Raw genomic sequence first — 13,885 nt, forward strand, 5'->3', positions numbered from 1 at the left:
GAGTCAGGCTTTTTTTGCTTACCAGAAAAGGTTGTTCTAAACACAGAGACAGGGTCATATCCTATACACAAGTACAGTCATCAAGGAGGGGGACATCTCTGTGTCAAAACAATTGCTTGCCTTAAATATAGATGGAGCGCTGCTACGGTCGAACGGGAAGATTCATCAGGCAACGAAGGATGCGATTGAATACGTTAAGAAAAAAGGAATTTACGTTACTCTCGTGACCAATCGACATTTTCGTTCTGCACAAAAAATAGCGAAATCACTAAAGCTTGATGCCAAGCTAATCACCCACAGCGGGGCATACATCGCTGAGAAAATAGACGCCCCGTTTTTTGAAAAAAGAATTTCTGACGATCACACCTTTAACATTGTTCAAGTGCTGGAGAGTTATCAATGCAATATTCGGCTTCTTCACGAGAAGTATTCTATTGGAAACAAGAAAAAAGTGAATTCTAATTTATTGGGGAAAGCACTCATTCATCCGTCTGATCCGATCTTTTATCCAGTCCAGTTCGTTGAATCATTAAGCGATCTTCTCATGGATGAGCCGGTGAGTGCACCTGTCATCGAAGTGTATACGGAGCACGACATTCAGCATGACATCACAGAAACGATAACGAAGGCCTTCCCTGCGGTTGATGTTATTCGCGTAAACGATGAGAAGCTGAATATCGTCCCGAAGGGTGTCTCCAAGGAAGCGGGTCTGGCCCTCGTCACTTCAGAGCTGGGTCTGACTATGGCTGATGTCGTGGCCATTGGGCATCAGTATGATGACCTCCCGATGATTGAACTTGCCGGTCTTGGGGTAGCGATGGGGAACGCCGCTCCAGAGATCAAGAGAAAGGCAGATTGGGTCACAAGGTCTAATGATGAGCAAGGTGTTGCCTATATGATGAAGGAATATTTTCGAATGCAGCAGCGAAAAGGATTTCTTGATAGGTTCCACATGAAACGTGTGTAAAAAAAGCCGCTCGCGCCCAGATGGGTGCGGCGGCTTTTTTGCCGGATTGATTTTAACGGTTTATTTCTGTACACTAAAGAAAGTTTTGAATCTGATAAATTAGGTGATGAAGTTGCAAATTAAAATAGAAGGCATACATGATGACCGCCTGCATCGGCCTCTGCAAAATATTGCAAATTTGTTTTATGAAGAGTGCGAGCTTGTGTACGGCGGAGAGGAGCCCGCAGATGTTGCCATTTCTTTAGAATGTTCACAAACAAATGAGCAGGTGACGGTGACGGGAGAAGTGAAGGGAACTGTCATAAAGGAGCAGCATACAAAATCTTTTTCTCTCGGCATGAATGAAAAAGAAGCCTTTAAGCAAGTGAAAAACACGATTTCTTATGTGTACCTCAATCTTCTTCAGGCATATACGGGCATCACGCAAAAGTGGGGAATCCTGACAGGCATCCGGCCCACAAAGCTGCTTCATAAAAAGCTGCAAAGCGGAATGCCGAAGGCGCAAGCTCACACTGAATTGAAAAAAGACTATTTAATTCATGATGAGAAAATCGAGTTAATGCAGGAAATTGTTGACCGACAGCTGGCGGCAGTGCCGGATTTGTATCAAGTAAAGGATGAAGTCAGCATTTATATCGGCATTCCGTTCTGTCCGACAAAGTGCGCATATTGCACATTCCCTGCGTACGCCATTCAAGGGCAGGCGGGCAGAGTTGGCTCATTCTTATGGGGGCTGCATTACGAAATGCAGAAAATCGGCGAATGGCTGAAGGAGCATGATGTTAAGGTTACAACCATTTACTTTGGAGGCGGGACACCGACAAGCATTACTGCGGAGGAAATGGATCTGCTGTATGAGGAAATGGTCCGCTCCTTCCCGGATGTAAAAAACATTCGTGAGATAACGGTGGAAGCCGGACGCCCTGACACGATTACAGAAGAAAAACTCGCCGTTTTAAATAAATATGACATTGACCGAATCAGCATCAATCCACAATCATATGAAAACGAAACGCTAAAGGCGATCGGGCGGCATCATACGGTTGAAGAGACCATTGAGAAGTATCATCTGTCACGCCGGCATGGCATGAATAATATCAACATGGACTTGATTATCGGTTTGCCTGGGGAAGGCGTGGAGGAATTCAGACACAGCCTTTCAGAAACGGAAAAGCTGATGCCGGAATCTCTTACAGTTCATACGCTTTCCTTTAAACGTGCGTCAGAAATGACGAGAAACAAGCATAAGTACAAAGTCGCCGGCAGGGAAGAGGTTTCTCAAATGATGGATGACGCGGTAGCCTGGACGAAAGAGCATGGGTACGCGCCTTATTATTTATACCGCCAGAAAAACATTCTTGGAAACCTTGAAAACGTCGGATACTCTTTGCCGGGACAAGAAAGCATCTATAACATCATGATTATGGAAGAGGTGCAGACGATTATCGGCATCGGCTGCGGCGCTGCAAGCAAGTTTATTGACCGGGAAACAGGAAAAATCACGCACTTTGCCAATCCGAAAGATCCGAAATCGTACAATGAGCGCTTTGAGCACTATACGGACGAAAAAATTAAATATTTAGAGCAGATTTTTGAGAAAACGACAAAGCAGCACTGATCACAGTGCTGCTTTTTTTATCCCTGTTTTCTTGCAGGATGAACATCAGGCTTCCATTTAAATACTTTGTTCAGTAAACGGTAAATTCGTTTTGATTCCTTTGTTAAAAGCGGTCCCAAAATCGCCAGAATGAGGACATATAATGCGGCAAACGGCTTTAATGTGGCTGACAGGCCGCCGGCTATCCCGAGGTTCGCAACGATAATCGAAAACTCACCCCGTGATACGATCGTCAGTCCAATATTCGATGAGGCCTTATGAGAAAGCCCTGCGCGCCGTCCTGCCGCCATTCCGGCAATAAAGTTTCCAAGAATGGTCAGAATCACGGCTCCCAACGCAAGCCAGACCGCTTCGCCGAGTGAAAACGGATCGATGCTAAGGCCGAAACTAAAAAAGAACATCGCGCCGAAGAAGTCGCGAAATGGAACGACAAGGTGCTCAATCCTATCGGAATGCTCTGTTTCAGAAAAAACCAACCCGAGCAGCAGCGCACCGATCGCTTCCGCTACATGGATCGTCTCTGAAAACCCGGCGATAAAAAAGAGCGACGCAAAAATGACGATAATAAACACTTCGTTTGAGCGAATGTCCAACAGTTTATTCAACAGCGGCGGGAGCTTTCTAGCTGCGATAAAAAACAGCAGCATATAACTGAAGGCGATCAAAATGGACAAGAGTGCACTTCCGACTGATGTCGCATCACCTAACACAAGGCCGGAAACTACGGACAAATACACGGCAAGGAAAATATCCTCAAACATAATGATGCCGAGAATCAGCTCGGTTTCCGGATTGGCGGTTCTTTTTAAATCAACGAGCACTTTTGCGACAATCGCACTTGACGAGATTGTGATGACCCCTGCGAGGACGAGGACTTCCAGAAAGGAAAACCCGGTCATAAACCCGTAAAGCAACCCGAGACTGAAATTAATCAAGATATAAATCGTTCCGCCGACCGCGATTGATTTTCCGGATTTGATCAGCTTTCCGACGGAGAATTCGAGCCCGAGATAAAAGAGGAGAAACAGTACGCCCATCCGCCCGAAAAACTCGATGATTTCACTGCTTTCTATAAATGTTAGGTCAATAATGCCCGCTTTCGGTGCGTGCGGTCCAACCAGCATGCCCAGCACAATCAGAAACGGAATAATCGAAAATTTAATTTTATTGGCGATTACACTGGCAATCGCGACAAGCACAAGCGCTGTACCGACTTCAAATACGAGATGATCCATCGGCCGTTCACACGCCCTCTCCAGAAAGAAAATCGTGAATCAGTTTCTTCAGATGCTTTCTTTCACCTGAGAGGACAAGTGTGTCATTTTCTTCAATAACCGAATCGGCTCCGGGATTTAAAAGCTTCTCCTGGCTGTGCTTGATGATGGCGATCACAGTGACATCGTAGTTTTGGCGGACATCAAGCTCCCCGAGTGTGCGCCCGATCGATTTGGCGCCTTTTTCGACCTTAAACCATTCAATAATGAGATCGCTGAAGGCCATTTCGATGGACTCTAGTGCTTGCGGTTTATAGACCATGCCGCCTAGAATAGCGGCAATTTGCCTTGCTTCAGTATCATCCAATGAGATATTGGAAAGGAGCTCATCCGGGTCCCGGTCATTAAACCGGTATATCTCTCTTCTTCCGTCATCATGAATGATAATCGTCATTTTTTCATGGCTTCTCGTTTCGATTTCGAATTTTTTGCCGATGCCCGGCAGATCGTTTTCTTTAATATTCAATGAAAATCCCTCCGAATGTAGTGTTGTTGAAATGGGGCGAGTTGCAAATAAAGCTTGGGCATTTATATTCGGAGGTAATTAGACTGGTATTTGATAGGGACGGCACACACCTTTTCCAGCCTGTTCATTAGCGGTTCATCAAGAGGCTTGACAGATAGCTGCCTGACAGACTGCGCCAGCGGACTGTACTCTTTGTTCAGCTCTGCCAAGTACAGGCTGCTCGGCGACGGAATTTTGGCCGATTGTGCTTCTTGTGGATATGAGGACATAGGCACATAGCTGTCAGTGCTTGCTTCAAGCTGGGAAGGCAGAACCACATCCGAAGGGGGAAAGTACACCATAAATAAACTTAACAGAAAACTGATTAGCAATTTATCCATGCTTCCTTTCCTCCTTTCTCATCCTAATATCCCTTCTTTCACTATATAAAACTTTATGTTTCCACTCAAACAATATGCATTTTTCAGTATCTATTGACCTTGAAAAATAAAAAGGTTTATTTGAGAATGGCAGGGAATGTATAGTGTGAAAGAAAAAAAGCTAGCGCATACATGGAGGTGTTTCAATGGAGTTTATTCAGTATGAAGTGAATGGATCCGTTGCCGAGATTATCTTGAATCGCCCTGATGCCCACCACGCCCTGAATGAACAGATGCTGTCTGAACTGAAGGAGGCGGTTGAAAAGGCGGCTGCAAGCGAGGCGCTCATCGTTCTTCTGAGAGGAACCGGGAAAGGTTTTTCGGCCGGCGGAGATATCCGGATGATGACATCAGAGCATAACCCTGATCAATTTAAGCAGCTGATGGATACGATTGAGGCTGTCACTCTAACGTTCTATCAGATGAAGAAAGTGACAATTGCAGCTATTCACGGCGCTGCTGCGGGACTGGGTCTGAGTTTGGCGCTTTGCGCTGACATTGTGCTCGCGGAAAAAAACGCCGTTCTCGCAATGAATTTTATCGGCATTGGGCTTGTTCCGGACGGCGGAGGGCATTATTTGCTGATGAAAAGAATTGGGGAAGCGAAGGCGAAAAAAATGATTTGGAGCGGGAAAAAATGTACAGCCGCGGAAGCCGCCGATATGGGGCTCCTTGACGGAACATTTGCCGGAGGCCCGGCGGAAGGAGCAAGACCCTTTATCGAAACCCTTTTAGCCTCACCTCTTTTGGCGATGATTGAAACGAAAGCCATCTTTCAGAGCCTCCAGCTTGAAGAACTAAAAAAGGTGCTTTCTCTTGAGCGCAGCGCTCAAGAGAAAATGAGAAGGACCAAGGATCACCAAGAAGGAATCCGTGCCTTTTTAGAAAAACGGGAGCCGAAGTTCCAAGTGTAACAGGTCAGGCGGAAAGCTGATCATCTATGAAACAAAATCAGCTTTCCGGCTGCATCAACCATACGATGGGTATGACTGAGAAGCTCTTTTTCTTTTAATAGGGCTTCACCATGCGTTTTTGCCGCTTCTTCATTTTTCGCCTCAAATCGCTTGTTTACCAGTGTTTTCCCCGAAGGATCAAAAGCTGTAAGGAAATAATCAGCCATCAGGTTTCTCCTCCATTTCCAAGATTTATTAATCTTCTTCAATTATATTCTAACAAGGAAATCAAAATCCTTTATTATGTTTCATCCAATATTAGTATATAATGGGTCAGGGAAGGAGGAGATACGGTGCTTAAGATTGATCACGTAACAAAGACATTTGGAGCTTATAAAGCTGTTGACGGATTAGACTTAGACATTCCGGAACAGCAAATGTTCGGTCTTTTAGGCGCAAACGGAGCGGGAAAAACGACGACGTTTCGCATGATTCTTGGTTTATTAAGCATTACGGAGGGCTCAATCAGCTGGAAAGGCCGTCCTGTCAATTACAATATCAGCAACAAAATCGGTTATTTGCCGGAAGAGCGGGGACTTTATCCGAAAATGAAGGTAAAGGATCAGCTCGTCTATCTTGCCAGATTAAAAGGGATGGAGAAGCGGGAGGCTGTAAAAGAGCTCGGCACATGGCTTGAACGCTTCAATATAACAGATTACGAGAATAAGAAGGTAGAAGAGCTTTCGAAGGGGAATCAGCAGAAAATCCAATTCATTTCGTCTGTTTTGCATAAGCCGGAGCTGCTGATTCTTGATGAACCATTCAGCGGCCTGGATCCTGTCAATGTTGAGCTGTTAAAAGAGGCTGTGATTTCACTGAAAAACAGCGGCGTTTCTATTTTATTTTCCAGCCATCGGATGGAGCATGTGGAGGAGCTATGTGAGAACCTTTGCATACTGCAGAAAGGAAAACCGGTTGTGCAAGGCAAGCTGAAGGAGATCAAGCGTTCTTTCGGCAGAAAGAATGTCACCATTCACGCCGATGGCGATCTGCGTTTTTTGCAGTCTCATGAAGGCATTCTCCAATGGAAGGAAACGGCCGGCGGCGTCAAGCTGCAGATTGCTAATGAAGACATTTCTCAAGAGATCTTTGCCATGCTCCAAGGAAAAGGGTTTATCAGAAAGTTTGAGCTTGAAGAGCCGTCACTGCATGATATTTTTATAGAAAAGGTGGGGGCCGTCTATGAATAAATTTTGGATCATGCTTTCTCATACATACAAAAATAAGCTTAGGGCAAAATCCTTTATTATTTCGACTGTCATCACGGTACTGCTTGTATTAGTTGTAACGAATCTGGAGTCGATCATTTCTTCGTTTCAAGGTGATGATGTGAAAGAAAAAATCGCCGTTGTTGATGAAACCAACGAATTATATCCGATTTTCTCAAAGCAGCTGAAAGCGGTGGATACAAACGGTGATCTTGATGTGAGGCAGTCGAAGCAGTCGGAGGATGAAGTCACAAAGCAAGTCAAAGATGAAGCGCTCGATGGCATGCTCATCATCAAACGAGATGAAAAAGGGGCCATTTCAGGAACTTATAAAGCATTAACGATTTCTGATGATAGCACATACCAGACGCTGCAGCAGGCGCTGACACAAACCAAAACGGCTGTCGGAACGTCGGAGCTCGGGGTTTCTCAGGAAACGATCAGCAGCCTTTATGCGCCCGTTACTGTCGGGCAGGAGACGCTGAAAGAGGGGGCGAAGTCTGAGGAAGAGCTTGGACAGACGGTAGGGCTTGTTTATATTCTGCTGTTCGTCATATATATCTCTGTGGTTATGTATGCCAGCATGATTGCGATGGAGGTCGCAACCGAAAAATCTTCGCGTGTCATGGAAATCTTGATTTCGAGCATGCCGCCGATTCAGCAGATGTTTGCAAAGCTGCTTGGCATCGGGCTTGTCGGAATCACGCAGCTTGCTGTCATTATAGGGACCGGTGCTCTGTCGCTGATGCTGAACAAAATGAACGGAACAGCTTCACCTGTCGGCGGATTCCTTCATTTGACCGATGTTTCCGCAACCACTGTCGTCTATGCTGTGATTTTCTTTTTGCTTGGTTACTTTTTATACGCGACACTCGCCGCGTTTCTCGGCAGTGTCGTCAGCAGAATAGAGGACGTGCAGCAAACGATCACACCAATGACGCTTTTGGTTGTCGCCGGTTTTATGATCGCGATGTTCGGCTTGAATGCACCTGATGCAGGATTTATTACAGTAACCTCGTTTATTCCGTTTTTTACACCAATGATTATGTTCTTGCGTGTCGGCATGCTGGATATTCCATTCTGGCAGGCTGCTGCCGGAATTGGAATTACACTGCTCACCATTGTCTTACTGGCTGTCATCGGCGCCAGAATTTACAAGGGCGGTGTGTTGATTTACGGCAATTCAAGCGCGTTTAAAGCGATCAAACAAGCACTTCGTTTAGCGAAAAATTGAGTAAAAACAGCCTGAGGATTCTCAGGCTGTTTCTTTATTGACAGAACGTGCATTCGCAAGAATTCGGTGCTAAAATAAGGGTACTTCATCCTGGAAAGGAGCAGAATGTTGACTGATCTAACCTTTATTCATGCGGCAGATCTTCATCTTGACAGCCCGTTTTACGGGATATCGCATCTGCCGGAACCGATTTTTGCACGGATTAAAGAAAGCACGTTTGCAAGCGTGAGACATATGATGGACGCCGCAGTGAGAGAAAACGTTGATTTCATCTTGCTGGCGGGGGATTTGTTTGATGAAGCCAATCGAAGCTTAAAGGCGCAGCTCTTTTTGAAGAAACAGTTTGAAAGATTGAGAGAGAGCGGAATTTCAGTGTATGTGATCTTTGGAAACCACGATCATCTAGGCGGGGAGTGGACGCCGATTGAATGGCCTGAGAATGTCCACATCTTTTCGTCCTCTGTTCCTGAAGAAAAATCGTTTTATAAAGAAGGCAGGCGCATAGCAAGCATTTACGGTTTCAGCTATCAGGCCAGAGCCGTGACGGAAAACCAAGCCGCCCGCTATCGAAGATCGACTGACGCGCCGTTTCATATCGGTATGCTCCATGGATCGCTATCAGGATCTGAAGGACACGATCCGTATTGCCCGTTTACATATGACGATCTCGTGAAAAGCGGAATGGATTATTGGGCGCTTGGCCATATTCATAAACGCCAGGTTCTTTCTGCCGAGCACCCGGCAGTCATTTATCCGGGAAACACCCAAGCGCGCCATATGAAGGAGACGGGAGACAAAGGCTATTATCTCGTTCATGTGACAAACGGAGACATTTCTTATCAATTTCAGAAAGCGCATGATGTGCTGTGGGAAAAAGCGGTAATTGATGTGACAGTGGCAAGGAATATGACTGCTCTTTTCCAAATGATTGAGGACACGTTTTCGAAGCTGCGGACAAAGGGCAGCCCTGCTTGTGTAAGACTCGTATTACAAGGGCGTAAACCGGAATGGCTGCTGGAGGCGCCGAAAGGCACTTTGGATGAGCTTCTCGAAGCCTTTCAGGAGCAAGAGGCGGAGGAGGAACAATTCGTTTGGCCGCTTTCATTGGACGATGAGACAGAAAATGAAGCAAACCTTATTACAAACCTTGATCCTTTTTTTGGCGGTTTATTTGAAGACCTTGATCGCAGTGATTTAACAGACGTGCTGGATGGGCTTGAGCGGCATCCTGTGTACAGAAGGCACGCCGACCGGTTTAGCCAAGAGGAGTTACAGGAAATAAAAGAGCAGGCACAGATTTTATTGAAAAGACAGCTTAAGGTGCTTGAAATATGAGGCGGTGAAAGCTTTGCGAATTAAATCTTTACATATCTACCAATACGGGAAATTTTCCAATCAGACCTTTCACTTTTCCGCCTCGCCTGTCCAATTAATCTACGGATTAAATGAGGCAGGAAAAACGACGATGATGTCATTTATTGAGAGCATGCTGTTTGGTTTTCCGAAAACGAAAAAATATGAGCCGAAAACAGGGGGTGCCTATGGCGGTGTTCTTGAAGCTGAACATCCTGAGATAGGGGCTGTGAAAATCGAACGGACGAAAGGGACTGCCGAAAAGCTGAGAGTGTACACAGAAAAAGGCGAAGTGAAGCATGGAGATTTTTTAAAGCAGCTGTTCCAAGGCACGGACAGGGCGCTTTATAAAGCCATTTATTCGTTTGACGTATTCGGGCTGCAGGAAATTCACGCCGTTAATCGGGAAAAGATAGGGGAATTTTTGCTGTTTTCCAGCTTGTTTGGCGCTGAAGCCGTATCCAAGCTTGATTCAAAGCTGACAAAGGAAAGCGAAAGGCTTTATAAACCAAACGGGCGAAACCCTCAATTGAATCAGGAGCTGGAAACGCTCAAGCAACTTGGGGCGAAGCTGAAACAGGCTGAGGCAGAGGAAGCGGGCTATCATCAGCTTCTAGAGGAAAAAAGAACGCTTGAAGCCCGTCTTGCAGCTGCAGAAACCGAATTGAAAGAGGCGGCAGGACATATCCGAACGATTGAGGGTGCGATTGAGCTGAAGCCGTTGCTAAATGAAAAAGCGATGCTGGAAGAAGCGATATCGCAATATCCGGAACAGGCGGGACAATTCCCGGCTGACGGATTGCATCAGCTGGAGAAATATGAATCTCACCTCCACCCGAAATCCGCACAGCAGGAGGCGCTTCGGGTGAAGATGGCAGAGCTGGACAAACAGATGCAAAAGCTCAATCCGGATAAAGAAATGTTGGCAAAAGAAACGCTGATACAAGAGCTTTCGGCAGGGTTTCATATGTATCAATCCTATGGAGAACAGCTCGCCGCCATTCAGGCACAGCTGCGACAGTCATCTGCACAGGCTGCGGCAGGGCTGGAACAGCTCAATAAAACGGATGAAAATGAGCTCCTGAATATGAACTCCTCATATGACTATGAATGGCAGCTTCAGCAGGCGGTGCAGCAATACGTACAGGCAAGAGACAGAAAACGGCAGCTTGATGAGACATTTGAACTTGCCCGGAAAGAGCTTGAAGACGCAGAAAAGGCCGTTCATGCCGCTTCGTCCGCTATCCTTGAAAACAACGAAAGAAAAGATAAAGAAGCGGCTCTTAAAGCATATGATGAAGCACAGGGGCAGCATCAGGAGCAAGCGAGGCTGAGAGAGCAGCTGAGGTTTTTTGAACGGCAGCAGGATAAGCAGAAAAAGGTTGTCATTGCAGCTGGTATGTTGTTCATCGTTCTCTTTTTGTTTCTGCAGCAATGGATTCCCGCCATAAGTTTCGGCGCCGCCCTTATTGTATACTGGCTTGTGTCTGGGAAAAAAACACCGTCTTCCGGAAATAGCCGGGAGATGAGACAGCCAATGACAAACATTTCACCGGCAGAAGCCGAAGCGCTTAGAGAAGCGTTATGGGAGGATGACCGCAATAAACAGCATCTTTTCACACAGCGGGCAGTGCTTCAGCAAAAAGAGGCGGCGTATGAAAGAGTCATCCAGCAGTTTGAACAGTGGGAGGCCGATATGGCTCCGTCCTATACACAGGTCGAGTCTTTTATGAAGGATCTCGGATTCAAGGAAGATCCGTCTTTTCTGCTTGATGCATACAGCTTAATGAAGGATGTCAAAAAAGAAGTGAAGAAAAAGCATGAACTGACAATTGAAGCTGGGAGGCTGAAAAAGCACCGACGCACATTCGAAGAACGTGTCAGCATGCTTCATCCTGTGAATGAGAGTCGGAACATCTCCATCTCGGAAGCCCTTCACACTTTGCGGAAAAACGTTGAACGTGAAAAAGAAATCGCGAAGCAAAAAAGGGCTATTGAAACAGAAATTCATTATACGAAGGAGCAGCTGCTGGAGCTGGAGCAAGAGATACAGTATTTTGAAACACAGATTGAACAGCTATTTGCCGCGGCGGCTGCAAAAGACAGAAATGAGTTTTGCGCCATAGCCGACATCAGCAGGCAATTGAAGGATACGGAGAACAAGCTTCATCACGTAAACGCACAGCTTCAAGGCGGACACCCAGAGGAGCTTGAACTGGCGGATTCGAATACGCTTTCTGAATTGAAAAACAAGCAATTAGTTGAAAATGAAAGAAAAGAGCGGCTGACTGAGGAGATTCAACACCTTCGCAGCCAAATCGCATTGCTCTTCGTCAAACAGGAGCAATTAGAGGCTTCGGGATTGGTCTCAGATCTCAAGCTTCAAACGGAAATGCAAAAAGAGCGTGTGAAAGATACCGCTAAAAAATGGGCCTCGATCCAAATGATTAAACGGGTGATTCAAAACAAATTGGAACGGCATAAAAAAGTCGAGCTCCCACGCCTTTTGGAGACGGCTGGAGCATTTTTCCGCCCGCTGACTGACGGTAGCTACAAGACAATTTATTTTTCTGAAACGGATGATTCCATAATGGTCATGCATTGTGATGGAACGGTCTATCACGCGGAAGAGCTATCACAGGGGACATGTGAGCAGCTGTATACTGCGATTCGGTTTGCACTGGCCGTTACCCGTCATGATGGGTCAAGGCTTCCGTTCCAGCTTGACGACAGCTTTGTACATTTTGATCAGGAAAGGCTCAAACGTGTATTAGACGTTCTTTATGATTTATCTGAAGGCGGAAGGCAGATTTTGTATTTTACATGCCATGACCATGTGAAAGATGCATTTCAAAGCAGCCAAATCATTCATTTGGTGTTATAAAAGAGGTTCTATAGCTGTAAAACGGTATGTGATATACTGGTATTATGTAAGATACGGAGGGAGCTTTAATAGAATGGCAAAAGGGATTATGCTACATGAGGTTGGCGAACAGGTGGACCAATATCTATTGATTAAATCCTCGACGAAAGGGATTGCAAGCAATGGAAAACCGTTTTTAACGCTGATGCTGCAAGACCAGTCAGGTGATATTGAAGCAAAGCTGTGGGATGCCAAGCAAAGTGATGAAGTGACCTATGCGCCGCAGACGATTGTCAAGGTCGTGGGGGATGTCCACCATTACCGCGGGCGCAACCAGCTGAAGCTGAGAAACATCAGACCGGTGAGCGAGCATGAAAACGTGAATATTGATGATTTTTTAGAAACCGCGCCGATACCGAAAAATGAAATGATGGACACCATCACTCAATATATATTTGAAATGAAAAATCCGAATATCCAACGGATCACAAGGTTTTTAGTCAAAAAACACGAAACTGAATTTATGGATTATCCGGCGGCTACGAAAAACCACCATGAGTTTGTTTCAGGTTTAGCATATCATGTTGTCTCTATGCTGAATCTTGCGAAATCCATTGCAGATTTATATCCGTCTCTTGACCGCGATTTGCTTTATGCCGGCGTTATCCTGCATGATCTCGGAAAAGTAAAAGAGCTGTCCGGCCCTGTTTCCACTTCGTATACGGTTGAAGGGAATTTACTAGGCCATATTTCGATTATGGTCACAGAGCTGTCAAAAGCGGCTGAGGAGCTTCAAATCGATTCTGAAGAGGTGTTAATTCTTCAGCACTTGATTTTGAGTCATCACGGCAAAGCGGAATGGGGCAGCCCAAAACCGCCGATGGTGAAAGAAGCGGAAATTTTACACTATATAGACAACCTGGATGCAAAAATGAACATGATGGACAGAGCGCTAGAGCGCGTGAAGCCGGGTGAATACACTGAGCGTGTATTTGCACTGGAAAACCGCTCCTTTTATAAACCGACATTTCATCAATAATCGTAAAAGGGCTGATGCTGAAACACTCAGATCAGTCCTTTTTTTATGCGCTTTTGCCGCTCATAACTCGTCTCATTCCCGCATAGATTTAAGAATAAAGAATCTATGCAAAAGGGGGAGAAGCCCGTGTTATTTTTTCCGTGGTGGGTGTATCTTTGTATTGTAGGCATCATTTTCAGTGCATATAAACTTGTGGCGGCAGCCAAAGAGGAAGAAAAAACAGATCAGTCCTTTATTGAAAAAGAAGGGCAGATATATATGGAGAGGATGGAAAAGGAGAGAGAGCGCCGCAGTTCTCAGCAGACTGAAGACGAAAATCAAAACCATTCCATCGCATAAAAAAAACTGTGCAGCTCAATGAGCCGGGACTGACCCCCGTTTTTGAGACAGGGATCAAAACACCTTTTAAACAGCCAATTGTCGATAGTTTATCGGTGATTGGTTGTTTAGTTTCGTTTGAATACGAATATTGTTATAATAATGAATGTATT

Annotated in this window: 13 protein-coding genes and 1 pseudogene; 9 read left to right on the forward strand and 5 right to left on the reverse strand. The window is 45.5% G+C overall.

Annotation, left to right across the window (positions count from 1 at the left end):
• Nucleotides 1–100: 100 nt before the first annotated feature.
• Nucleotides 101–967 (forward strand): Cof-type HAD-IIB family hydrolase, encoded by an 867-nt coding sequence (locus tag Q3W56_RS14345; protein WP_019713813.1) that lies wholly within the window; start codon nucleotides 101–103, stop codon nucleotides 965–967.
• A 112-nt stretch (nucleotides 968–1,079) separates the two neighbouring features.
• Nucleotides 1,080–2,585 (forward strand): coproporphyrinogen III oxidase, encoded by a 1,506-nt coding sequence (locus Q3W56_RS14350; RefSeq protein ID WP_302895952.1) that lies wholly within the window; start codon nucleotides 1,080–1,082, stop codon nucleotides 2,583–2,585.
• Between the two features lie 17 nt (nucleotides 2,586–2,602).
• Here Q3W56_RS14350 and khtU read toward each other — a convergent pair whose 3' ends face one another.
• From khtU to Q3W56_RS14365, 3 genes and pseudogenes are all read right to left on the reverse strand, one after another.
• Complete coding sequence (gene khtU, locus Q3W56_RS14355; RefSeq protein ID WP_019713815.1) at nucleotides 2,603–3,820, reverse strand: K(+)/H(+) antiporter subunit KhtU; 1,218 nt, start codon at nucleotides 3,818–3,820, stop codon at nucleotides 2,603–2,605.
• 7 nt (nucleotides 3,821–3,827) lie between these two features.
• Entirely contained in the window at nucleotides 3,828–4,325 is a 498-nt protein-coding gene (gene khtT, locus Q3W56_RS14360; protein WP_019713816.1) for a K(+)/H(+) antiporter subunit KhtT, read from the reverse strand.
• Between the two features lie 62 nt (nucleotides 4,326–4,387).
• Nucleotides 4,388–4,727: pseudogene (locus Q3W56_RS14365) on the reverse strand (hypothetical protein).
• Nucleotides 4,728–4,890: 163 nt separating this feature from the next.
• Here Q3W56_RS14365 and Q3W56_RS14370 point away from each other — a divergent pair.
• The gene (locus Q3W56_RS14370) at nucleotides 4,891–5,658 is read left to right on the forward strand and encodes an enoyl-CoA hydratase (protein ID WP_302895953.1); all 768 of its coding nucleotides are present in this window, start codon (nucleotides 4,891–4,893) and stop codon (nucleotides 5,656–5,658) included.
• Nucleotides 5,659–5,678: 20 nt separating this feature from the next.
• On the opposite strand, the gene Q3W56_RS14375 is transcribed toward Q3W56_RS14370, so the two are convergent.
• On the reverse strand, nucleotides 5,679–5,864 hold the full coding sequence (locus Q3W56_RS14375) for a YhzD family protein (protein WP_019713819.1): 186 nt from the start codon (nucleotides 5,862–5,864) through the stop codon (nucleotides 5,679–5,681).
• A 126-nt stretch (nucleotides 5,865–5,990) separates the two neighbouring features.
• On the opposite strand from Q3W56_RS14375, the gene Q3W56_RS14380 reads away from it, so the two are divergent.
• The 6 genes from Q3W56_RS14380 (at nucleotide 5,991) to yhaL (ending at nucleotide 13,733) form a co-directional block, all read left to right on the forward strand.
• The gene (locus Q3W56_RS14380; RefSeq protein WP_019713820.1) at nucleotides 5,991–6,887 is read left to right on the forward strand and encodes an ABC transporter ATP-binding protein; all 897 of its coding nucleotides are present in this window, start codon (nucleotides 5,991–5,993) and stop codon (nucleotides 6,885–6,887) included.
• The gene (locus tag Q3W56_RS14385; protein WP_302895954.1) at nucleotides 6,880–8,139 is read left to right on the forward strand and encodes an ABC transporter permease; all 1,260 of its coding nucleotides are present in this window, start codon (nucleotides 6,880–6,882) and stop codon (nucleotides 8,137–8,139) included. Before Q3W56_RS14380 ends, Q3W56_RS14385 begins: the two co-directional genes overlap by 8 nt.
• 105 nt (nucleotides 8,140–8,244) lie before the next feature.
• The gene (locus Q3W56_RS14390; RefSeq protein ID WP_302895955.1) at nucleotides 8,245–9,474 is read left to right on the forward strand and encodes a metallophosphoesterase family protein; all 1,230 of its coding nucleotides are present in this window, start codon (nucleotides 8,245–8,247) and stop codon (nucleotides 9,472–9,474) included.
• A 4-nt stretch (nucleotides 9,475–9,478) separates the two neighbouring features.
• Complete coding sequence (locus tag Q3W56_RS14395) at nucleotides 9,479–12,376, forward strand: ATP-binding protein (RefSeq protein ID WP_302895959.1); 2,898 nt, start codon at nucleotides 9,479–9,481, stop codon at nucleotides 12,374–12,376.
• Between the two features lie 73 nt (nucleotides 12,377–12,449).
• Nucleotides 12,450–13,394: a 3'-5' exoribonuclease YhaM gene (gene yhaM / locus Q3W56_RS14400; RefSeq protein ID WP_019713824.1), complete on the forward strand. Its 945-nt coding sequence runs from the start codon at nucleotides 12,450–12,452 to the stop codon at nucleotides 13,392–13,394.
• Between the two features lie 126 nt (nucleotides 13,395–13,520).
• Nucleotides 13,521–13,733 (forward strand): sporulation protein YhaL, encoded by a 213-nt coding sequence (gene yhaL, locus Q3W56_RS14405; RefSeq protein WP_268551731.1) that lies wholly within the window; start codon nucleotides 13,521–13,523, stop codon nucleotides 13,731–13,733.
• Nucleotides 13,734–13,799: 66 nt separating this feature from the next.
• Here yhaL and Q3W56_RS14410 read toward each other — a convergent pair.
• On the reverse strand, nucleotides 13,800–13,885 hold an 86-nt coding region (locus tag Q3W56_RS14410; protein ID WP_131121716.1), incomplete at its 5' end, for an IS3 family transposase.

This window comes from Bacillus sp. C28GYM-DRY-1, from assembly GCF_030519405.1.
Classification (GTDB): Bacteria; Bacillota; Bacilli; order Bacillales; family Bacillaceae; genus Bacillus; species Bacillus spizizenii_A.